Below are 20,876 nucleotides of genomic sequence, written 5' to 3'. Positions count from 1 at the left end.
CCGCCGACCAGTCCTCGGCGATTGCCCAGCGCACCAGCGAAGGCATGCAGGTGCAGTTTCGCGAGATCGACCAGGTGGCCACCGCCTCCAACGAGATGAGCGCCACCGCCCATGACGTCGCCAACAGCGCCGCCAGTGCTGCCGATGCCGCCCGAGGGGCCGACCGCTCGGCCAAGGACGGCATGGCAATCATCGAGCGCAGCACCCGCGACATTACCGTGCTTGCCGAACAGGTCAGCAAGGCCGTCGGCGAAGTGGAAACCCTGGCGCAGAACAGCGAGCAGATCGGCTCGGTGCTGGAAGTGATCCGCAGCATCGCCGAACAGACCAACCTGCTGGCCCTCAACGCCGCGATCGAAGCGGCCCGCGCCGGCGAAAGCGGCCGTGGCTTTGCCGTGGTGGCCGATGAAGTGCGCAATCTGGCACGGCGCACCCAGGACTCGGTGGAAGAGATCCGCCAGGTGATCGAGCGCATCCAGAGCAACACCCGCGAGGTGGTCGCGACCATGCATTCGAGCCACGGCAAGGCCCAGGAAAACGCCGGGCAGATCCACCAGGCGGTGCAAGCGCTGGACAAAATCAGCGAGGCGGTCACGGTGATCAGCGACATGAACCTGCAGATCGCCAGTGCCGCCGAGCAGCAAAGCGCCGTGGCCGAAGAGGTCAACCGCAACGTCTCGGCGATCCGTGGCGTGACCGAGACCCTGACCGGCCAGGCCGCCGAATCGGCGCAGGTGAGCAGCCAGCTCAACACCCTGTCGTCGCAGCAGATGGCCCTGATGGATCAGTTCAGGGTTTGACCTGGCGCCGCTGATGGTCTGCAATGGCCCTTCTGCTGGAGGGCCATTGATGACCGCGCTACTCGACACCCTTGTCGCCGAACTGCAGCTGCCAACGGCACTGCGCAATACCCTGCGCTTTCACGGCAACGGCGCCCTGCCTTCGACTTTCGCCGTCACCGCGCTTGCCAGCAGCAGCGTTGCCGCCTGTGGCCTGGCAATCGCCGAACTGCTGCGGCGCCAGCTTGAGCAACAGCCTGCCGTTGAAGTTGACCGCCGCCTGAGCTCGTTCTGGTTCGCCACCAGCCTGCGCCCGCAAGGCTGGAGCACACCGCCCTTGTGGGACCCGATTGCCGGTGACTACCGCGCCGAGGACGGCTGGATTCGCCTGCATACCAACGCAGCTCATCATCGCGCCGCCGCCGAGAAGGTAGTGGGCCGTGCGGCTGATCGCGCACAAATGGCTGACCTGGTTGCGCGCTGGCGCGCAAGCGAGCTGGAAAGCGCGATAGTCACCGCTGGCGGTTGCGCCGCGCAAATGCACAGCGGGTCCGAATGGTCGGCCCATCCTCAGGGCCTGGCAGTGAATGCCGAGCCGTTGATTCACCGCCAACTGGCTCCAGCCTTTACAAGCAGACGCTGGAGCGGTAACGCCGTCCGACCTCTGGCCGGGGTCAAGGTGCTGGACCTGACCCGCATCCTCGCCGGCCCCACAGCCAGCCGCCTGCTGGCTGGCTTCGGCGCTGAGGTACTGCGGATCGACCCGCCAGGCTGGGAGGAACCGGCGGTGGTTGCCGAGGTGACCCTGGGTAAACGTTGTGCGCACCTGGACTTGCACGATGGGGATGATCGACGGGTGTTTGAACGCCTGCTCAGTGAAGCCGATATTCTCCTGCATGGTTACCGCGCCGATGCCCTCGAACGACTGGGGTATGCCAGCGAACAGCGCCGCCAGCTCAACCCCGGGCTCATCGATGTGAGCCTCAACGCCTACGGCTGGAGCGGCCCTTGGCAGCAGCGCCGGGGCTTCGACAGCCTGGTGCAGATGAGTTGCGGCATCGCTTGCGAAGGCATGCGCTGGCAACAGGCCGACCAGCCCGTGCCGCTGCCGGTGCAGGCGCTGGACCATGGCACCGGCTACCTGATGGCGGCTGCGGCGATCAAGGCGTACAGCGATCGCCTGGGCAGCGGTTGCGGGGCAACCTTGCGCCTGTCGCTGGCGCGCACGGCGAAGTTGTTGATCGATCAGGGCACCGTGGTAGCGGATGTGCCGTTGCAGGTAGAGACGGCGGCGGATCTGAACCCGCTACTGGAGCAGACGCCCTGGGGGACGGCGCGACGGCTAAAAGCGCCGCTGCGGGTTGCAGGGGCGCCGCTGGTTTGGGAGCGGGGGGCTTGTGAGCTGGGTTCTGCTGCTGCCTGTTGGTGAATGCGAGGGCCTCTCGCGGGCAAAGCCAGCCCCCACAGAGTGTGCTGCACACCGGTCTACTGTGGGAGCCGGCCTTGCCGGCGATGGGCTGCGCCGCAGCCCTGATTAAAGGCTCAACACCCCACTGTACAAGCCATAAGCCGCCAACCCCGCGCCCACCAGCACCGCAGCAAAGATCAGCTTCTCCCAAGTGGTAAACAGCGCCTGCCCCTGCTCATGCTTGGCCCTGGCGAACAGGATCACCCCCGGCGCGTACAGCAGCGCCGACAACAACAGGTACTTGAGCCCGCCGGCGTACAACAGCCAAATCGCATACACCAGGGCGATACCGGCAATCACCAAGTCCTTGCGTCGCGCCCCCGGGTGCCCTTCGTACGATTCCCCGCGCACCGCCAGCAATACCGCATAAGCCGCCGACCACAGATAGGGCACCAGGATCATCGACGACGCCAGGTAGATCAGGCTGGTGTAGGTCCCGGCAGAGAACAGCGTGATCAGCAGGAACAGCTGAATCATCACGTTGGTCAGCCACAGCGCATTGGAGGGAACGTGGTTGGCGTTTTCCCTGGCCAGAAAGCGCGGCATGGTCTGGTCGCGAGCGGTGGCAAAGAGAATCTCGGCACACAGCAAGGCCCACGACAGCAAGGCGCCGAGCAGCGACACCGCCAGGCCGATACTGATCAGCAAGGCCCCCCAGGGCCCGACAATATGTTCAAGCACCGAGGCCAGCGACGGGTTCTGCAAGGCCGCCAGTTCCGGCTGGGTCATCACCCCGAGCGACAGCACGTTGACCAGCACCAGCAGGGCCAGCACGCCAAGAAAGCCGACCACCGTGGCCTTGCCGACGTCCGAGCGCTTTGCCGCGCGCCCCGAATAGACGCTGGCACCCTCGATACCGATGAACACGAACACCGTCACCAGCATCATGTTGCGTACCTGGTCCAGCACCCCGCCGAACTTCGGGTTGCTCATGCCCCAGATATCACGAGTGAAGATGTCGGCGCGAAACGCCACGGCGGCAATGACGATGAACATCACCAGCGGCACGATCTTGGCCACGGTGGTGACCTGGTTGATGAACGCCGCCTCCTTGATTCCGCGCAGCACCAGAAAGTGCACCGCCCACAGCAGCAACGAGGCACAGGCAATGGCAATCGGCGTATTGCCCTCACCGAACACCGGAAAGTAGAAACCCAGGGTGCTGAACAGCAGCACGAAGTAGCCGACGTTGCCCAGCCAAGCGCTGATCCAGTAGCCCCAGGCCGAAGAAAAGCCCATGTAATCGCCAAAGCCGGCCTTGGCGTAGGCATACACCCCGGAGTCGAGCTCAGGTTTGCGGTTGGCCAGGGTCTGGAACACGAAGGCCAGCGCCAACATGCCCACCGCCGTAATCCCCCAGCCGATCAGTACCGCGCCGACGTCAGCACGTGCGGCCATGTTTTGCGGCAGCGAAAAAATCCCACCGCCGATCATCGAGCCGACCACCAAGGCGATCAACGCACCCAGGCGCAATTTCTGTCCAGGTTCGGACATGCAGATCCCCTTCTGTCTCGTGTTTGTAACGCCAGAGGTACACCCTGAGTTAAATACAAGCTCAGTCTTAGCGTCTATATATATTAAACCACTAAGCGCCCCCTGCTCATAACTAGTGCGTCTATGCCTGACGAACTAAACGGTGAGTTTTGGGCACAATTTCCGCCTCTTCAAGCTAATAAGAAATTTTCTCAGTGAAAATTTGCGATTCCCCCAAAACGGACTAGCTTCAATTCTCGCAGCCCCCGCAAGAGCGATTGCTCTAAAACGCCATGGAGGTGCCGGTGGACAAGGCTTGCAGCACTGTGGTCGGCGTACTCCGGGAAGCTGTTTCAGTCATTGATTTGCAATGGAATGTCCTCATGAACTGACCTGAATCAGCTAATGAATTCGCCGCTGGATTTATTCTAGCGCCATCTCTTCTCCTGGTACGGAGTTATTCAATGTCAGACGCTCCCGGAAAACTACGACTTGGTGCGCTGGTTGCACTTGTTGTCGGCTCGATGATCGGCGGCGGGATCTTTTCGCTGCCGCAAAACATGGCCGCAAGTGCCGATGTAGGCGCTGTTCTGATCGGCTGGGGCATCACTGCCATCGGCATGCTGACCCTGGCTTTCGTATTCCAGACATTGGCCAATCGCAAGCCTGACCTGGACGGCGGGGTGTACGCCTACGCCAAGGCCGGTTTCGGCGATTACATGGGCTTTTCTTCGGCCTGGGGCTACTGGATCAGTGCCTGGCTCGGCAACGTCGGCTACTTCGTATTGCTGTTCAGCACGCTTGGCTACTTCTTCCCGATCTTTGGCGAGGGCAACACCCCGGCGGCGGTCATTGGCGCCTCGGTACTGCTCTGGGCCGTGCATTTCCTGGTGCTGCGCGGCATCAAGGAAGCGGCCTTCATCAACCTGGTCACCACCGTGGCCAAGGTCGTGCCGCTGGCGCTGTTCGTGCTGATCGCGCTGTTCGCCTTCAAGCTGGACATCTTCACCGCTGACATCTGGGGTTCGATGAACCCGGACCTGGGCAGCGTGATGAACCAGGTGCGCAACATGATGCTGGTCACCGTCTGGGTGTTCATCGGCATCGAAGGCGCGAGCATCTTCTCGGCCCGGGCGGAAAAACGCTCGGACGTGGGCAAGGCCACGGTCATCGGCTTCATCACCGTGCTGCTGTTCCTGGTGCTGGTCAACGTGCTGTCGCTGGGCATCATGACTCAACCGGAACTGGCCAAGCTGCAGAACCCGTCGATGGCTGCCGTGCTTGAGCACGTGGTCGGTCACTGGGGCGCGGTCCTGATCAGCGTCGGCCTGATCATCTCGCTGCTCGGCGCGCTGCTGTCCTGGGTGCTGCTGTGCGCCGAGATCATGTTCGCCGCCGCCAAAGACCACACCATGCCGGAGTTCCTGCGCCGCGAGAACGCCAACCACGTACCGGCCAATGCCTTGTGGCTGACCAACGCCATGGTGCAGATCTTCCTGGTCATCACCCTGTTCTCGGCCAGTACCTACCTGTCACTGATCTACCTCGCCACCTCGATGATCCTGGTGCCTTACCTGTGGTCGGCAGCCTATGCCTTCCTGCTCGCCCTGCGCAGTGAAACCTACGAACAGGCCCTGGCCGAACGCAAGAAAGACCTGATCATCGGCGCCATCGCCCTGCTCTACGCGGTCTGGCTGCTGTATGCCGGCGGCGTCAAATACCTGCTGCTCTCGGCCCTGCTCTATGCCCCTGGCGTGATCCTGTTCGCCAAGGCCAAGCGCGAGGTCGGCCAACCGATTTTTACCAACGTGGAGAAGCTGATCTTCGCCGCCGTGGTCCTTGGCGCCCTGGTGGCGGCCTACGGCCTGTACGACGGCTTCCTGACTCTGTAACCACCCGTTTTCGCAACTTGGAGGAAATGAACCATGTCCACGGATAAAGTTAAGTACGGCGTACATTCCGAAGCCGGCAAACTGCGCAAAGTGATGGTCTGCTCCCCTGGCCTGGCGCACCAGCGCCTGACCCCGAGCAACTGCGACGAACTGCTGTTCGATGACGTCATCTGGGTCAACCAGGCCAAGCGCGACCACTTCGACTTCGTCACCAAAATGCGCGAGCGCGGCATCGAAGTGCTGGAAATGCACAACCTGCTGACCGAGACCGTACAGAACCCCGAAGCGCTGAAATGGATCCTCGACCGCAAGATCACCCCGGACACCGTCGGAGTCGGACTGACCAACGAAGTGCGCAGCTGGCTCGAAGGCCTGGAGCCACGAAAGCTCGCCGAATTCCTGATCGGCGGCGTGGCCGGTGAAGACCTGCCCGACAGCGAAGGCGCCAGCGTCATCAAGATGTACCGCGACTACCTGGGCCACTCCAGCTTCCTGCTCGACCCACTGCCCAACACCCAGTTCACCCGCGACACCACCTGCTGGATCTACGGCGGCGTGACCCTCAACCCGATGTACTGGCCGGCGCGACGTCAGGAAACCCTGCTGACCACCGCCATCTACAAGTTCCACCCCGAGTTCAGCGGTGCCGACTTTGAAGTCTGGTACGGCGACCCGGACCATGACCACGGCAAAGCCACCCTCGAAGGCGGCGACGTCATGCCGATCGGCAATGGCGTGGTCCTGATCGGCATGGGCGAGCGCACCTCGCGCCAGGCCATCGGTCAACTGGCGCAATCGCTGTTTGCCAAAGGCGCGGTCGAGAAGGTCGTGGTGGCCGGCTTGCCGAAATCCCGCGCAGCGATGCACCTGGACACCGTGTTCAGCTTCTGCGACCGCGACCTGGTCACGATCTTCCCGGAAGTGGTCAAGGAAATCGTCCCGTTCGTCATCCGTCCGGACAGCAGCAAGCCGTACGGCATGGACGTGCGCCGCGAGAACAAGTCGTTCCTCGACGTGGTCGCCGAGTCCCTCAACCTCAAGCAGCTGCGCGTAGTGGAAACCGGCGGCAACAGCTTCGCCGCCGAACGCGAGCAATGGGATGACGGCAACAACGTGGTGGCGGTAGAGCCTGGCGTGGTCATCGGCTACGACCGCAACACCTACACCAATACCCTGCTGCGCAAGGCCGGTGTCGAAGTCATCACCATCAGCGCCGGCGAACTGGGCCGCGGTCGCGGCGGCGGTCACTGCATGACCTGCCCGATCGTGCGTGACCCTATCGACTACTAAAACGACCATCCAACCGTCTGCACCCACGGGTGCAGGCGGGCCGATCACCGCTTTCCGTTCACACGAACAGGAGAATCATCATGGCGTTCAACATCCACAACCGTAACCTGCTGAGCCTGGAACACCACACCCCTCGCGAGTTGCGCTACCTGCTGGACCTGTCCCGCGACCTGAAACGTGCCAAGTACACCGGCACCGAGCAGCAGCACCTCAAAGGCAACAACATTGCGCTGATCTTCGAGAAAACCTCGACCCGCACCCGTTGCGCCTTTGAAGTGGCTGCCTACGACCAGGGCGCCAACGTCACCTACATCGACCCTAACTCCTCGCAGATCGGCCACAAGGAAAGCATGAAGGACACCGCCCGGGTGCTTGGGCGCATGTATGACGCCATCGAATACCGTGGCTTCAAGCAGGAAATCGTCGAAGAGCTGGCCAAGTTCGCCGGCGTCCCGGTGTTCAACGGCCTGACCGACGAATACCACCCGACCCAGATGATCGCCGACGTGCTGACCATGCGTGAACACGCCGACAAGCCGATCCACGACATCAGCTACGCCTACCTGGGCGATGCCCGCAACAACATGGGCAACTCGCTGCTGCTGGTCGGCGCCAAACTTGGCATGGACGTGCGCATCTGCGCGCCCAAAGCCCTGTGGCCGCACGACGACCTGGTCGCCCGTTGCAAGAAATACGCGGAAGAAAGCGGCGCACGCATCACCCTCACCGAAGACCCGAAAGCGGCGGTCAAGGGCGTCGATTTCATCCACACCGACGTCTGGGTATCGATGGGCGAGCCGGTTGAAGCCTGGGGCGAACGCATCCAGCAACTGCTGCCGTACCAGGTCAACGCCGAGCTGATGAAAGCCACCGGCAACCCGCGGACCAAGTTCATGCACTGCCTGCCAGCGTTCCACAACTCCGACACCAAGGTCGGCAAACAGATCGCCGAGCAGTACCCGAACCTGGCCAACGGTATCGAAGTGACCGACGACGTGTTCGAGTCGCCTGCCTGCATCGCCTTCGAGCAAGCGGAAAACCGCATGCACACCATCAAGGCGATCCTGGTCTCGACCCTGGCTGACCTGTAATCCAGCTGCCAATCTCTGTGGGAGCGGGCTTGCCCCGCGATAGCGTCACCGCGGTGCAGCAGATGCACCGCCATCGCGGGGCAAGCCCGCTCCTACAGGGTGGCATCTCCCTTTCCTAGAAGGACATCATCATGCGTATCGTTGTTGCATTGGGCGGCAACGCCCTGCTGCGCCGTGGCGAACCCATGACTGCAGACAATCAGCGCGCCAATATCCGCATCGCCGCCGAGCAGATCGCCAAGATCCACCCGGGCAACGAGCTGGTCATCGCCCACGGCAACGGCCCGCAAGTCGGTCTGCTGTCGTTGCAGGCGCAATCCTACAAGCCGGACGAAGCCTACCCATTGGACGTGCTCGGCGCTGAAACCGAAGGCATGATCGGTTACATCATCGAACAGGAGTTGGGTAACCTGCTGGACTTCGAAGTGCCGTTCGCCACCCTCCTGACCCAGGTGGAAGTGGACGCCAACGACCCGGCCTTCAAGGACCCGACCAAGTTCATCGGCCCGGTCTACAGCAAGGAAGACGCCGAGCGTCTGGCCAAGGAGAAAGGCTGGGTGGTCAAGGCCGACGGCGATAAATACCGCCGAGTGGTGGCCAGCCCCAAACCCAAGCGCATCTTCGAGATTCGCCCGATCAAATGGCTGCTGGAAAAGAGCAGCATCGTCATCTGCGCGGGCGGCGGCGGCATTCCGACCATGTATGACGCCGAGCGCAAGCTCAAGGGCATCGAAGCGGTAATCGACAAGGACCTGTGCTCGGCGCTGCTGGCCGAACAGCTCGAAGCCGACCTGCTGGTGATCGCCACCGACGTCAATGCCGCATTCATCGACTACGGCAAGCCGAGCCAGAAGGCCATTGCCCAGGCGCATCCGGACGAGCTCGAACGCCTCGGTTTCGCCGCCGGCTCCATGGGCCCGAAAGTCCAGGCCGCTTGCGACTTCGCCCGCCATACCGGCAAAGTGGCGGTCATCGGTTCGCTGGCTGACATCGAGGATATCGTCAAGGGGACCGCCGGTACCCGGGTGAGCACCTCGAAGCCTGGAATCAGCTACCGTTGAATGCAGTGGGCGGGCTTGAGGGCCCGCCATTTTCAACCTTCCGGAGGATTGCACCATGGCCCAGTTTCAACCTGGTCACGTCCATATCGAGCGCACCGCACTGAACCAGAATGATCACAGCTACGACCTGAACATCAATTACGAAGTGGCGCAGGACCCCAGGGAAGGTCGAGGCATTCAGTTCCACATGCATGGCAACATCGAAGGCAAGCCGGTGGACGAAAAATTCTTCCTGGCCAAAGATCAGGTCCTCCCCAGTTTTCTCAGCCTTACCACACGCAAGGCCCAGAGCTACCTGCCAGCGCCGAAGAAGTTCGAGAGCCTCGGGTCGCCACACAAGATCTATGACCTGATGTTCGAAGATATTCGGACTCAGCTGAATATGAAGTCTGGCGACTCGGTCAAGCCAGAACATCTGGAATAACCTTCGGGCCTCATCGCTGGCAAGCCAGCTCCCACAGGGAAATGCATGCGCCGATCCTGTGGGAGCTGGCTTGCCGGCGATTCGACCGCAAAGCGGTCGCAAGGCATACTTGGTGCCTTCGGCAGCCTTGAACCCCTCCCCCCATGCGCATCCACGTCAGTTTCATCGACCGCGTCGGCATCACCCAGGAAGTGCTGGCCCTGCTCGGCGCCCGCAACCTCAACCTGGACGCTGTGGAGATGGTGCCGCCGAACGTCTACATCGACGCCCCGACCCTCAGCCCCCACGTGCTCGAAGAGCTGCACGACGCGCTGTTCAACGTGCACGGCGTGCAAACCGTACAAGTGGTCGACATCCTCCCCGGCCAGCGTCGCCACCTGCAGCTCGATGCCTTGCTGGCGGCGATGAGCGACCCGGTGCTGGCCCTCGACAGCGCCGGCCACGTGTTGCTGGCCAACCCGGCGTTGGTGGCACTGTGCGGGCAGGAACCGTCCGACCGTTCGGTGGCCGACCTGTTTGGCGACCCCGGTTTGCTCGACGCCTTGATCGAACAGGGCTTTCATCTGCCCTTGCGCGAAGTGACCCTCAACGGCCAGACCCTGCTGCTCGATGCCACGCCGATCACCAACGCCGGCGCCCTGCTGACCCTGTACCAGCCCAACCGCATCGGTGAACGGTTGTCGGCGCTGCACCATGATCACGCCGAAGGTTTCGATGCGCTGCTGGGTGATTCGCCGCCGATCCGCACCCTCAAGGCCCGCGCCCTGCGCGTCGCAGCCCTGGATGCGCCGCTGCTGATTCACGGCGAAACCGGAACCGGCAAAGAGCTGGTGGCGCGCGCCTGCCACGCCATCAGCAGCCGTCATAACGCGCCCTTCCTGGCGCTCAACTGCGCGGCGCTGCCGGAGAACCTGGCCGAAAGCGAGCTGTTCGGCTACGTCCCCGGCGCCTTTACCGGCGCACAACGGGGCGGCAAGCCGGGGCTGATGGAGCTGGCCAACCAGGGCACGGTGTTTCTCGACGAGATCGGCGAAATGTCGCCGTACCTGCAAGCCAAGCTGCTGCGTTTTCTCAACGATGGCAGCTTTCGCCGGGTCGGCGGCGACCGTGAAGTGAAGGTCAACGTACGGATCCTCAGCGCCACCCACCGCGACCTGGAAAAGATGGTCGCCGAAGGCACCTTTCGCGAAGACCTGTTCTACCGCCTGAACGTACTCAACCTGCAGGTGCCGCCACTGCGCGAGCGCGGCCAGGACATCCTCCTGCTGGCGCGCTACTTCATGCAACAGGCCTGCACCCAGATCCAGCGCCCGCTGTGCCGCCTGGCCCCGGCCACTTACCCTGCGCTGCTGGGTAACCGCTGGCCGGGCAACGTGCGCCAGTTGCAGAACGTGATCTTCCGTGCCGCGGCCATCAGTGAAAGCAGCCTGGTGGACATCGGCGACCTGGACATCGCCGGCACCTCGGTGGCCCGCGGGCATGACGCTGAAGTCGATAGCCTGGAACAGGCAGTGGATGACTTCGAACGCAACCTGCTGACCAAGCTCTATATCAGTTACCCCTCAACCCGCCAGTTGGCCAGCCGCCTGCAAACCTCGCACACCGCCATTGCCCATCGCCTGCGCAAATACGGCATTCCGGCAAAGCCCTGAGCACCCGTATCGAAATCACTACACCGTAACGATATCAATACATCACAGTTTCAGGGCCGCAGTGCAAGGTTCTGATCCACTTGCGCTTTTTTTCCCGCCTTCTGGTGTAGCGATTTCGCTACAGCCAACCGAAACGCTCGCCCTTACAAATACATAACTTATTGTTTTATAACGATATTTAATAGATGGCCGCAATATTGCTATGGCATTACTCATCCCTGGGCTCATTTGAGCCACGCCCACAGCCGTCCCCTGCGGCCCTTGAGGAGTTTCCATGAGCGAGTTGCGTTTTACCGAAGATCACGAATGGCTGCGTAGCGAAGCGGACGGCAGCGTCACCGTCGGGATTACCGCCTTCGCCCAGAACGCCCTGGGCGATGTGGTCTACGTGCAACTGCCGGAGCTGCAACGCTACGAGCAAGGTGCCGAAGCCTCGACCGTCGAATCGGTCAAGGCCGCCAGCGGCGTGTACATGCCCCTGACCGGCGAAGTGGTAGCGGTCAATGACCAGCTCGAAGGCAACCCCGAGCTGGTCAACGAAGACCCGCTGGGTGAAGGCTGGTTCTTCCGTTTCATCCCGGCCGACGCCGGTGCCGTCGCGCAACTGCTCGACCAGGACGCCTACGACCGCCTGATCAAAGCCAACGCTGACGCCTGAGGAACCGCCATGACCATCAACCTCGGCACTGCCAACGAATTCATCGCCCGCCACATCGGCCCACGCCAGCGCGATGAGCAGCACATGCTCGCCACCCTCGGTTTCGACTCGCTGGAGGCCATGAGCGCTGCGGTCATTCCTGACAGCATCAAGGGCACCAGCGTCCTTGAGCTGGGCGCAGGGCAAAGCGAAGCCGACGCCCTGGCCTCGCTCAAGGCCATCGCCGGCAACAACCAGTTGTTCAAGAGCTTCATCGGCCAGGGTTACTACAACTGCCACACCCCGGCACCGATCCTGCGCAACCTGCTGGAAAACCCGGCCTGGTACACCGCCTACACCCCGTACCAGCCAGAGATTTCCCAGGGCCGCCTGGAAGCGCTGCTGAATTTCCAGACCCTGATCAGCGACCTCACCGGGCTGCCGATCGCCAACGCATCCTTGCTCGACGAAGCCACCGCCGCCGCCGAAGCCATGACCTTCTGCAAGCGCCTGAGCAAGAACAAGGGCAGCCACGCCTTCTTCGCTTCCGTGCATTGCCACCCGCAGACCCTCGACGTACTGCGCACCCGTGCCGAACCACTGGGTATCGAGGTAGTGGTGGGTGATGAGCGTGAATTGAGCGATGTCAGCGCCTTCTTTGGCGCCCTGCTGCAATACCCGGCCAGCAACGGTGAAGTGTTCGATTACCGGGAGCTGGTCGAGCGCTTGCACGCAGCCAATGCCCTGGTCGCCGTGGCTGCCGACCTGCTGGCCCTGACTCTGCTGACCCCACCGGGCGAATTCGGCGCCGACGTGGCCATCGGCAGCGCCCAGCGCTTTGGTGTACCACTGGGCTTCGGTGGCCCGCATGCGGCGTACTTCTCGACCCGCGACGCGTTCAAGCGCGACATGCCGGGCCGTCTGGTCGGCGTGTCGATCGACCGCTTCGGCAAGACCGCCCTGCGCCTGGCCATGCAGACCCGTGAGCAGCATATCCGCCGCGAGAAGGCCACCAGCAACATCTGCACCGCCCAGGTGCTGCTGGCCAACATCGCCAGCATGTACGCCGTGTACCACGGCCCGCAGGGCCTGAAGCAGATCGCCGAACGCACCCACGCACTGACCGCGATCCTCAAGGCCGGCCTGCAGCAGTTGGGCGTGAAGGTCGAAGTCGAGCACTTCTTCGACACCCTGACCCTGGCCACCGGCAGCGCCACCGCCGCCCTCCATGACCAGGCTCGTGCCCAGCGCCTGAACCTGCGCCAAATCGACGCCCAGCGCCTGGGCCTGTCGCTGGATGAAACCAGCACCCAGGCCGACGTCGAAGCGCTGTGGCAGCTGTTCGCCGATGCTAAGGCCACGCCAGACTTCGCCGCCCTCGCGGCCCGCGCTCAGGTGCAATTGCCTGCAGCCCTGCTGCGCCAGTCGGCGATTCTCGAGCACCCGGTGTTCAACCGCTACCACAGCGAAACCGAGCTGATGCGCTACCTGCGCCGCCTGGCCGACAAGGACCTGGCCCTGGACCGCACCATGATTGCGCTGGGCTCGTGCACCATGAAGCTCAACGCTGCCAGCGAAATGATTCCGGTGACCTGGGCCGAGTTCGGCAACCTGCACCCGTTCGCACCGGCCGAGCAGAGCCAGGGCTACCAGCAACTGACCAGCGAACTGGAAGCCATGCTCTGCGCCGCCACCGGCTATGACGCCGTGTCGCTGCAGCCCAACGCCGGTTCCCAGGGCGAGTACGCAGGCCTGCTGGCGATCCGCGCCTACCACCAGAGCCGTGGCGAAGCGCGCCGCGACATCTGCCTGATCCCCTCCTCAGCCCACGGCACCAACCCGGCTACCGCGCACATGGCCGGTATGCGCGTGGTGGTCACCGCCTGTGACGCCCGTGGCAACGTCGACATCGACGACCTGCGCGCCAAGGCCATCGAGCACCGCGAACACCTCGCTGCGCTGATGATCACCTACCCCTCGACCCACGGCGTGTTCGAAGAAGCCATCGGCGAGATCTGCGCAATCATCCACGACAACGGCGGCCAGGTGTACATCGACGGCGCCAACATGAACGCCATGGTCGGCCTCTGCGCACCGGGCAAGTTCGGTGGCGACGTTTCGCACCTGAACCTGCACAAGACCTTCTGCATCCCTCACGGCGGTGGCGGCCCGGGCGTCGGCCCGATCGGCGTCAAATCGCACCTGGCGCCGTTCCTGCCCGGCCATGCGCACATGGACAACAAGCAGGGCGCGGTCTGCGCCGCACCGTTCGGCAGCGCCAGTATCCTGCCGATCACCTGGATGTACATTCGTATGATGGGAGGTGCCGGGCTCAAGCGCGCTTCGCAGATGGCCATCCTCAACGCCAACTACATCGCCCGCCGCCTGGAAGAGCACTATCCTGTGTTGTACACCGGCAGCAACGGCCTGGTGGCGCACGAGTGCATCCTCGATTTGCGCCCCCTCAAGGACAGCAGCGGGATCAGCGTCGATGACGTCGCCAAGCGCCTGATCGACTTCGGCTTCCATGCCCCGACCATGTCCTTCCCGGTGGCCGGCACGCTGATGATCGAACCGACCGAAAGCGAGTCTAAAGAAGAACTGGACCGCTTCTGCGAGGCGATGATCCGCATCCGCGAAGAGATTCGCGCGGTGGAAAGCGGTAGCCTGGACAAGGACGACAACCCGCTGAAGAACGCCCCGCACACCGCCGCGGAAATCGCCGGTGAATGGAGCCACCCGTACAGCCGCGAGCAGGCGGTGTATCCGCTGGCGTCGCTGGTGGAAGGCAAGTACTGGCCACCGGTTGGCCGGGTCGACAACGTCTTCGGCGACCGCAACCTGGTCTGCGCCTGCCCGTCGATCGAGAGCTATCAGGACGTCTGAGTCCGGCCTGATGGCCTAATCGCTGACAAAGCCAGCTCCCACAGGTTCTGGAAATACCAAAGAACCCTGTGGGAGCCGGCCTTGCCGGCGATGCTTCTCCCCAACAATGAGGGTACGACCATGTCACTAAGCGTCTTCGACCTGTTCAAGATCGGCATCGGCCCCTCCAGCTCCCATACCGTTGGCCCGATGCGCGCCGCCGCGCGCTTTGCCGAAGGCCTGCGCCGCGACGACCTGCTGGCCGTCACGGCGTGCGTCAAGGTCGAGCTCTACGGCTCGCTCGGCGCCACCGGCAAGGGCCACGGCAGCGACAAGGCCGTGCTGCTTGGCCTGGAAGGCGAGCATCCGGACACGGTCGATACCGAAAGCATTCCCGCCCGCCTGCAGGCCATCCGCAGCAGCGGCCGGCTCACGCTGCTCGGCGAGCACGCGATCGACTTCGTCGAAAAACAGCACCTGGCGATGATCCGCAAACCCCTGGCCTTTCACCCCAACGGCATGATCTTCCGTGCCTTCGACGCCGCCGGTTTGCAGATTCGAAGCCGCGAATACTACTCGGTGGGCGGTGGCTTTGTAGTCGATGAGGACGCAGCCGGCGCCGATCGCATCGTCGAAGACAGCACCGTGCTGCCCTACCCGTTCAAGACCGCCAAAGAGCTGCTCGGCCATTGCACCGCACAGAACCTGTCGATCAGCCAGATCATGCTCGCCAACGAGGCGGCCTGGCGCCCGGAAAGCGAAACCCGCAGCGGCCTGCTGCACATCTGGCAAGTGATGCAGGACTGCGTGTCCGCCGGTTGCCGCAACGAAGGCATCCTGCCCGGCGGGCTCAAGGTCAAGCGCCGGGCCGCAGCGCTGTACCGCCAGCTGTGCAGCAACCCGGAGGCGAGCCTGCGCGACGCGCTGTCGGTGCTCGACTGGGTCAACCTGTATGCCCTGGCCGTCAATGAAGAAAACGCCTTTGGCGGACGCGTGGTCACCGCGCCGACCAATGGCGCCGCCGGTATCGTCCCGGCAGTGCTGCACTACTACATGCGCTTTATCCCGGGCGCCAACGACGACGGCGTGGTGCGCTTTCTGCTCACGGCCGCCGCCATCGGCATCCTCTATAAAGAGAACGCCTCGATCTCCGGTGCCGAAGTCGGTTGCCAGGGCGAGGTCGGCGTCGCCTGCTCGATGGCCGCCGGCGCCCTCTGCGAAGTCATGGGCGGCAGTGTGCAGCAGGTCGAGAACGCCGCCGAGATCGGTATGGAACACAACCTGGGCCTGACCTGCGACCCGATCGGCGGCTTGGTCCAGGTGCCCTGCATCGAACGCAACGCCATGGGCTCGGTCAAGGCGATCAATGCGGTGCGCATGGCCCTGCGCGGTGACGGGCAGCACTTCGTCTCGCTGGACAAAGTCATCCGCACCATGCGCCAGACCGGCGCCGACATGAAAAGCAAATACAAGGAGACCGCCCGCGGCGGTCTGGCCGTCAACATCATCGAATGCTGACACCCTCTCAAGCCCCAAGGAGTCATCAATGTCCACCGAAACACTGCTCAAGACCCCGCTGCACGCCCTGCACCTGGAACTGGGCGCCCGCATGGTGCCTTTCGCCGGTTACGACATGCCGGTTCAGTACCCGTTGGGGGTGATGAAAGAACACCTGCACAGCCGTGAACAGGCCGGCCTGTTCGACGTTTCGCACATGGGCCAGATCCGCCTGAGCGGCGCCGGTGCCGCCAAGGCCCTGGAGAGCCTGGTGCCGGTCGACATCATCGACCTGCCAGTGGGCATGCAGCGCTATGCCATGTTCACCAACGAACACGGCGGCATCCTCGACGACCTGATGGTTGCCAACCTGGGCAACAACGAACTGTTCCTGGTGGTCAACGCCGCCTGCAAGGAGCAGGACCTGGCGCACCTGCGCAAGCACATCGGCGACCAGTGCCAGATCCAGCCTCTGTTTGAAGAGCGCGCCCTGCTGGCCCTGCAGGGCCCGGCAGCGGTCAAGGTGCTGGAACGCCTGGCGCCAGAAGTGGCAAAAATGACCTTCATGCAGTTCCAGCCGGTACAACTGCTGGGCAGCGACTGCTTCGTCAGCCGTTCGGGCTACACCGGTGAAGACGGTTTCGAGATTTCCGTGCCGGCCGAAAACGCCGAAGCACTGGCCCGCCGCCTGCTGGCCGAAGCGGAGGTCGCCGCCATTGGCCTGGGCGCACGCGATTCGCTGCGCCTGGAAGCCGGCCTGTGCCTGTACGGCCACGACATGAACAGCCAGACCACGCCAATCGAAGCCAGCCTGCTCTGGGCCATTTCCAAGGTGCGCCGGGCCGATGGCGAACGTGCCGGTGGTTTCCCCGGTGCCGAGGCGATCTTCGCCCAGCAGCAAAGCGGCGTTGCCCGTAAACGCGTGGGCCTGCTGCCGCAGGAACGCACCCCGGTCCGTGAAGGTGCTGAAATCGTCGATGAAGCGGGCACGGTAATCGGTAGCGTCTGCAGTGGCGGCTTTGGTCCGTCATTGAATGCGCCGGTGGCCATGGGCTACCTGGATGCGGCCCATATCGCCCTGGAAACTCCGCTGTGGGCCATTGTTCGCGGCAAGCGCGTAGCGATGAAAGTCAGCAAGATGCCGTTTGTTGCCCAGCGTTACTATCGCGGCTGAATCGTTACTTGAAACTGGGTGTCATGACGCGTTCGGATTTTCGAATCCGAACGTGGTTTATAACTTTCGAAAAGCCTTGCAACACCGCTTGGAATGAGCCGGAAGCAATCGACCGAACGGCCGCTAAAAGGCACAGCCGCAGCGGTCTGCAGGGCTTGTTTTTGTCTTCAAAGTTAGCGTATTGTCTGTGCACTGTGTTTGCATGGGTCGCTATGGTTCGTGACCTGGGCAGTAGCTCTGATGTTTGCTACACCCGTTCGACGTCTCTTACTTTCCTGCAACCCAGCCCAGTACTCTTTCATTTGGAAGAAGCTGTTACTAATTCTAAGTTTCAAAGGAAATAAGACAATGTCCCAACGTCAGAGCGGTACCGTCAAGTGGTTTAACGACGAGAAAGGTTTTGGTTTCATCACTCCAGAAAGCGGTCCGGATCTGTTCGTACACTTCCGCGCTATTCAGGGCAACGGCTTCAAGAGCCTGAAAGAAGGCCAGAAAGTCACCTTCATCGCCGTGCAGGGCCAGAAAGGCATGCAGGCTGACGAAGTTATCGCGGAAGCCTGATTTCCCGATAGAAAAGCCCCTGCTGGCAACAGCAGGGGCTTTTTTGTGCGCGCTCGCTGAGTGCGGCCTGATGCGTAAACCGTGTCGCAGGGCAACGCATTGTGCGCGCAATTTCGTAGAATGGCGGTTTTGCCCAAGGAGGGCCATGTATGCCCAAGCAGTTGTTGCAGCCCCAGGGTGATTTCCCCCCGGTCGACCTGGGCCGCCGCCTGGCCGCCATGTTCTACGATTTTCTGCTGTGCACCGCGCTGCTGATCGTCACTGCCGGCGCCTACAAGATGATCCAGATGGCCATTATCGGCGAGGCGCGCATGCGCGAGCTGACCGAGGCTGGCGCGCTGGATGGCGATCCGCTGCTGTCGACCATCCTGCTGTTCGCCCTGTTCGGCTTCTTCGCCAAGTTCTGGACCCACGGCGGCCAGACCCTGGGGATGCAAGTGTGGGGTATTCGTGTACAGAACGCCGATGGCAGTGCCATCAGCCTGTGGCAGGCCCTGCTGCGTTTCGTCGTCGCCATCGCCTCCTGGCTGTGCCTGGGCCTGGGGTTTATCTGGGCCCTGTTCGACAAGCGCAAGCGCAGCTGGCACGACATCTATTCCGATACCCAGCTGGTGCGGATCCCCAAGCGCAAGAAATAGCAGGCAGAAAAAAGCCGACCCAAGGGTCGGCTTTTTCTTGTCTGCCGCGGCCTATCCAGCGCGCCGCAACAACCACAACCCCGCCACCGCACAGATTGCCGCCGGCAGCACCACCGCCAGCAACGGCGGGAAGCCGAACACCTGGCTCGAAGGCCCGAGCAAGTCCTGGGCGATACGGAACACAAAGCCCACCAGCACCCCGGTAAATACCCGCTGGCCGAGGGTAACCGAACGCAGTGGGCCGAAGATGAAGGAGATGGCCATCAGCACCAGCGCGGCGGTGACCATCGGCTGCAGCACCTTGGTCCAGAACGCCAGCCAGTAACGGGCGTTGTTCAGGCCCTGGTCGGACAGGTAGTGGATGTAGTCCCAGAGCCCGGTAATCGACAGCGACTCTGGCGCTACGACCACGGTATTGAGCAGTTGCGGAGTGACGGATACGTCCCAGCGCTCTTCAGGGGTTTTGACCACTTCGGTGTGGTCTCCACGGAAATACGTGGTGGTGACGTCGCTGAGCAGCCAGTGATCGTCCTTGTACTGGGCGCGGCGGGCAAAGCTTGAGGTCTGCATGTGCCGCTCGTTGTCGAAACGGTAGCGGGTCACGCCGTACAGCAAGCCGTTGGGCTGCACCGAGTTGATGTGCACGAACTCGTCACCCTGACGGTGCCACATACCGCGCTTGGAGCTCTGCGCCTCACCACCGCCCTGGGCCAGGGAACGCTCGGCCTGGGCCTTGTTCTCGGTGACCGGGGCCAGGTACTCGCCAATCAGGATACCGGCCAGCATCAGCACCAGCATCGGTTTCATTACCGCCCAGACGATCCGGCCAATGGACACGCCCGCGGCGCGCATGATGGTCAGTTCGCTGCTGCTGGCCAGGCTGCCCAGGCCGATCAGGCAGCCGATCAGCGCGGCCATCGGCAGCATGTCGTAGAGGCGCCGCGGCGCGGTGAGCAAGACGAAGTTGCCAGCGTCCATCAACGTATAGGTATCGGTGACGTCACCCATTTCATCGATGAAGGCAAACAGCGAGGCCAGGCCGAGAATGATCCCGAGTACGGCCAGAATGGCCACCAGCACGCTTTTGCCGATGTAACTATCGAGCTTAACCATGGGCCACCTCCGCACGGCGAGCAGCGCGCTTGAGGCGCAGCGGCTCCCAGTACATCAGCCCCAGGCCGATCAGCAGGAACAGGCCATGGACCCACCAGATGCCCAGGCCGATCGGCAGTTTGCCTTTCTCCAGGGCGCCACGCACGGCAATCAGCATTGTCAGGTACGCCATATACAGAAGAATCGCCGGCAGCAGCTTGAGGAAACGGCCCTGGCGTGGGTTGACCCGCGACAGCGGCACTGCCAGCAGGGTCACGATGAACACCAGCAACGGCAGCGACAGACGCCATTGCAGCTCGGCGCGCTCGCGCAAGCCGTCGCTGCCGATCAGTTGCGAGGTCGGGATGGCTTCGCGCTCGGTGACTTCTTCACTGACCTCGGGCTTGGGCAACAGCACGCCGTAAGTGTCGTACTTGATTGCCCGGTAATCGGCCTGGCCAGGGTTGCCGTCATAGCGATAGCCGTTTTCCAGGATCAGGTAACGGTTGCCATCGGGGTTGACCTGCTGGTGGCCTTTTTCGGCAACCAGTACCGACGGGCCACGATCCTTGGTCTTGTCCTGGCTGAAGCGCTTCTCGGAGATGAACACGCCGGCAAGGTTGGCGCGGTCTTCCGACAGTTGTTCGGTGTAGGTCACCCGCGAACCATCGCGCAGGGTCTGGAAGCGCCCCGGCACCAGGGTGTCGAACTCGGTCAGGGCATCCTGCTGGTTGATGATCTGCGCCACCTGGGTGACGCCCTGAGGCGCCAGCCCCAGGCTCAGCCAGGCGACCAGGACAGCGACCAGCGCAGCCGGGGCCATGGTCATGCCCAGCAGGCGCTGCTGGCTCATGCCGGTGGCCGAGAGCACGGTCATCTCGCTTTCCAGGTACAACCGGCCATAGGCCAGGAGGATGCCGAGGAACAGGCCCAGGGGCAGGATCAGTTGCAGGAAGCCCGGCAGGCGATACCCCATGATCAGGAACAGTACGCTCGGATCGAGCACGCCCTGGGCAGCCTGCGCCAGGTATTTGATGAAGCGCCCACTCATGATGATGACCAGCAGCACGGCGCTGACGGCACTCAAGGTCACCAGGACCTCGCGGGACAGATAACGAAAGACGATCAAACCAGACACTCCTGGGTTGTCAGGCTCGGACAGCCGAACAAGGAATCCATAACAGCCAAGATAGTAGCCCGCTCGCCAGAGCGGACCCGGGTAAAAGTTGGCGCATTATCCTGTGATTGACCGTGCCTGTCACTTGGCGCCGCACAATGCTTC

General features: G+C 62.7%; 17 protein-coding genes. 14 read left to right on the top strand and 3 right to left on the bottom strand.

The genetic code is table 11. From position 1 onward, the window contains the following. The first annotated feature begins 44 nt into the window (after positions 1-44). Positions 45-800: a methyl-accepting chemotaxis protein gene (locus BV82_RS26655; RefSeq protein WP_371128687.1), complete on the top strand. Its 756-nt coding sequence runs from the start codon at positions 45-47 to the stop codon at positions 798-800. Positions 801-849: 49 nt separating this feature from the next. Further along, on the top strand, positions 850-2,208 hold the full coding sequence (locus BV82_RS05750; protein WP_010220186.1) for a CoA transferase: 1,359 nt from the start codon (positions 850-852) through the stop codon (positions 2,206-2,208). 105 nt (positions 2,209-2,313) lie between these two features. Here the strand turns inward: BV82_RS05750 and arcD (BV82_RS05745) are convergent, their stop codons facing one another. Continuing rightward, on the bottom strand, positions 2,314-3,741 hold the full coding sequence (gene arcD / locus BV82_RS05745) for an arginine-ornithine antiporter (protein WP_036993970.1): 1,428 nt from the start codon (positions 3,739-3,741) through the stop codon (positions 2,314-2,316). Between the two features lie 443 nt (positions 3,742-4,184). On the opposite strand from arcD (BV82_RS05745), the gene arcD (BV82_RS05740) reads away from it, so the two are divergent. The 12 genes from arcD (BV82_RS05740) to BV82_RS05685 all read left to right on the top strand — a co-directional run bounded on the left by arcD (BV82_RS05740) (position 4,185) and on the right by BV82_RS05685 (position 18,502). Then, the gene (gene arcD / locus BV82_RS05740) at positions 4,185-5,612 is read left to right on the top strand and encodes an arginine-ornithine antiporter (RefSeq protein ID WP_036993969.1); all 1,428 of its coding nucleotides are present in this window, start codon (positions 4,185-4,187) and stop codon (positions 5,610-5,612) included. A gap of 33 nt (positions 5,613-5,645) precedes the next feature. Continuing rightward, complete coding sequence (gene arcA / locus BV82_RS05735) at positions 5,646-6,902, top strand: arginine deiminase (protein WP_010220189.1); 1,257 nt, start codon at positions 5,646-5,648, stop codon at positions 6,900-6,902. 80 nt (positions 6,903-6,982) lie between these two features. Continuing rightward, the gene (locus BV82_RS05730) at positions 6,983-7,993 is read left to right on the top strand and encodes an ornithine carbamoyltransferase (RefSeq protein WP_010220190.1); all 1,011 of its coding nucleotides are present in this window, start codon (positions 6,983-6,985) and stop codon (positions 7,991-7,993) included. 131 nt (positions 7,994-8,124) lie between these two features. Then, the gene (arcC, locus tag BV82_RS05725; protein ID WP_010220191.1) at positions 8,125-9,054 is read left to right on the top strand and encodes a carbamate kinase; all 930 of its coding nucleotides are present in this window, start codon (positions 8,125-8,127) and stop codon (positions 9,052-9,054) included. Between the two features lie 55 nt (positions 9,055-9,109). Next, positions 9,110-9,478: a DUF5064 family protein gene (locus BV82_RS05720; protein ID WP_010220192.1), complete on the top strand. Its 369-nt coding sequence runs from the start codon at positions 9,110-9,112 to the stop codon at positions 9,476-9,478. Positions 9,479-9,621: 143 nt separating this feature from the next. After that, the gene (locus BV82_RS05715; RefSeq protein WP_036993966.1) at positions 9,622-11,130 is read left to right on the top strand and encodes a sigma-54-dependent transcriptional regulator; all 1,509 of its coding nucleotides are present in this window, start codon (positions 9,622-9,624) and stop codon (positions 11,128-11,130) included. A gap of 274 nt (positions 11,131-11,404) precedes the next feature. Next, positions 11,405-11,788 (top strand): glycine cleavage system protein GcvH, encoded by a 384-nt coding sequence (gcvH, locus tag BV82_RS05710; RefSeq protein WP_010220195.1) that lies wholly within the window; start codon positions 11,405-11,407, stop codon positions 11,786-11,788. A gap of 9 nt (positions 11,789-11,797) precedes the next feature. After that, positions 11,798-14,653 (top strand): aminomethyl-transferring glycine dehydrogenase, encoded by a 2,856-nt coding sequence (gcvP, locus tag BV82_RS05705; protein ID WP_010220196.1) that lies wholly within the window; start codon positions 11,798-11,800, stop codon positions 14,651-14,653. A gap of 120 nt (positions 14,654-14,773) precedes the next feature. Next, a complete protein-coding gene (locus BV82_RS05700) occupies positions 14,774-16,150 on the top strand; it encodes an L-serine ammonia-lyase (RefSeq protein ID WP_036993965.1) in 1,377 nt (458 codons plus the stop codon). A gap of 28 nt (positions 16,151-16,178) precedes the next feature. Then, positions 16,179-17,303, top strand: a complete 1,125-nt coding sequence (gene gcvT / locus BV82_RS05695; protein WP_010220198.1) for a glycine cleavage system aminomethyltransferase GcvT — start codon at positions 16,179-16,181, stop codon at positions 17,301-17,303. Positions 17,304-17,651: 348 nt separating this feature from the next. Next, on the top strand, positions 17,652-17,864 hold the full coding sequence (locus BV82_RS05690) for a cold-shock protein (RefSeq protein WP_010220199.1): 213 nt from the start codon (positions 17,652-17,654) through the stop codon (positions 17,862-17,864). Between the two features lie 149 nt (positions 17,865-18,013). After that, a complete protein-coding gene (locus BV82_RS05685; RefSeq protein ID WP_010220200.1) occupies positions 18,014-18,502 on the top strand; it encodes an RDD family protein in 489 nt (162 codons plus the stop codon). Between the two features lie 51 nt (positions 18,503-18,553). On the opposite strand, the gene lptG is transcribed toward BV82_RS05685, so the two are convergent. Both lptG and lptF read right to left on the bottom strand, forming a co-directional pair. Then, a complete protein-coding gene (gene lptG, locus BV82_RS05680; protein WP_010220201.1) occupies positions 18,554-19,615 on the bottom strand; it encodes an LPS export ABC transporter permease LptG in 1,062 nt (353 codons plus the stop codon). After that, positions 19,608-20,723, bottom strand: a complete 1,116-nt coding sequence (lptF, locus tag BV82_RS05675) for an LPS export ABC transporter permease LptF (protein WP_010220204.1) — start codon at positions 20,721-20,723, stop codon at positions 19,608-19,610. The genes lptG and lptF overlap by 8 nt, the downstream gene beginning before the upstream one ends. Positions 20,724-20,876 lie beyond the last annotated feature (153 nt).

The organism is Pseudomonas donghuensis (assembly GCF_000696345.2).
Taxonomy (GTDB): Bacteria; Pseudomonadota; Gammaproteobacteria; order Pseudomonadales; family Pseudomonadaceae; genus Aquipseudomonas; species Aquipseudomonas donghuensis.
The sequence above is the reverse complement of the archived record's forward strand: the minus strand, read 5'-3'. Positions and strand labels throughout refer to the sequence as shown.

Excerpts from the sequence above, each read along its gene's own strand:
- gcvT (WP_010220198.1), top strand. The coding sequence starts at position 16,179 with ATGTCCACCGAAACACTGCTCAAGACCCCGCTGCACGCCCTGCACCTG.
- arcA (WP_010220189.1), top strand. The coding sequence starts at position 5,646 with ATGTCCACGGATAAAGTTAAGTACGGCGTACATTCCGAAGCCGGCAAA.
- arcD (WP_036993969.1), top strand. The coding sequence starts at position 4,185 with ATGTCAGACGCTCCCGGAAAACTACGACTTGGTGCGCTGGTTGCACTT.
- lptG (WP_010220201.1), bottom strand. The coding sequence starts at position 19,615 with ATGGTTAAGCTCGATAGTTACATCGGCAAAAGCGTGCTGGTGGCCATT.
- BV82_RS05685 (WP_010220200.1), top strand. The coding sequence starts at position 18,014 with ATGCCCAAGCAGTTGTTGCAGCCCCAGGGTGATTTCCCCCCGGTCGAC.
- BV82_RS05700 (WP_036993965.1), top strand. The coding sequence starts at position 14,774 with ATGTCACTAAGCGTCTTCGACCTGTTCAAGATCGGCATCGGCCCCTCC.
- BV82_RS26655 (WP_371128687.1), top strand. The coding sequence starts at position 45 with ATGCAGGTGCAGTTTCGCGAGATCGACCAGGTGGCCACCGCCTCCAAC.
- BV82_RS05715 (WP_036993966.1), top strand. The coding sequence starts at position 9,622 with ATGCGCATCCACGTCAGTTTCATCGACCGCGTCGGCATCACCCAGGAA.
- gcvH (WP_010220195.1), top strand. The coding sequence starts at position 11,405 with ATGAGCGAGTTGCGTTTTACCGAAGATCACGAATGGCTGCGTAGCGAA.
- BV82_RS05730 (WP_010220190.1), top strand. The coding sequence starts at position 6,983 with ATGGCGTTCAACATCCACAACCGTAACCTGCTGAGCCTGGAACACCAC.
- BV82_RS05690 (WP_010220199.1), top strand. The coding sequence starts at position 17,652 with ATGTCCCAACGTCAGAGCGGTACCGTCAAGTGGTTTAACGACGAGAAA.
- gcvP (WP_010220196.1), top strand. The coding sequence starts at position 11,798 with ATGACCATCAACCTCGGCACTGCCAACGAATTCATCGCCCGCCACATC.
- arcC (WP_010220191.1), top strand. The coding sequence starts at position 8,125 with ATGCGTATCGTTGTTGCATTGGGCGGCAACGCCCTGCTGCGCCGTGGC.
- BV82_RS05720 (WP_010220192.1), top strand. The coding sequence starts at position 9,110 with ATGGCCCAGTTTCAACCTGGTCACGTCCATATCGAGCGCACCGCACTG.
- arcD (WP_036993970.1), bottom strand. The coding sequence starts at position 3,741 with ATGTCCGAACCTGGACAGAAATTGCGCCTGGGTGCGTTGATCGCCTTG.
- BV82_RS05750 (WP_010220186.1), top strand. The coding sequence starts at position 850 with ATGACCGCGCTACTCGACACCCTTGTCGCCGAACTGCAGCTGCCAACG.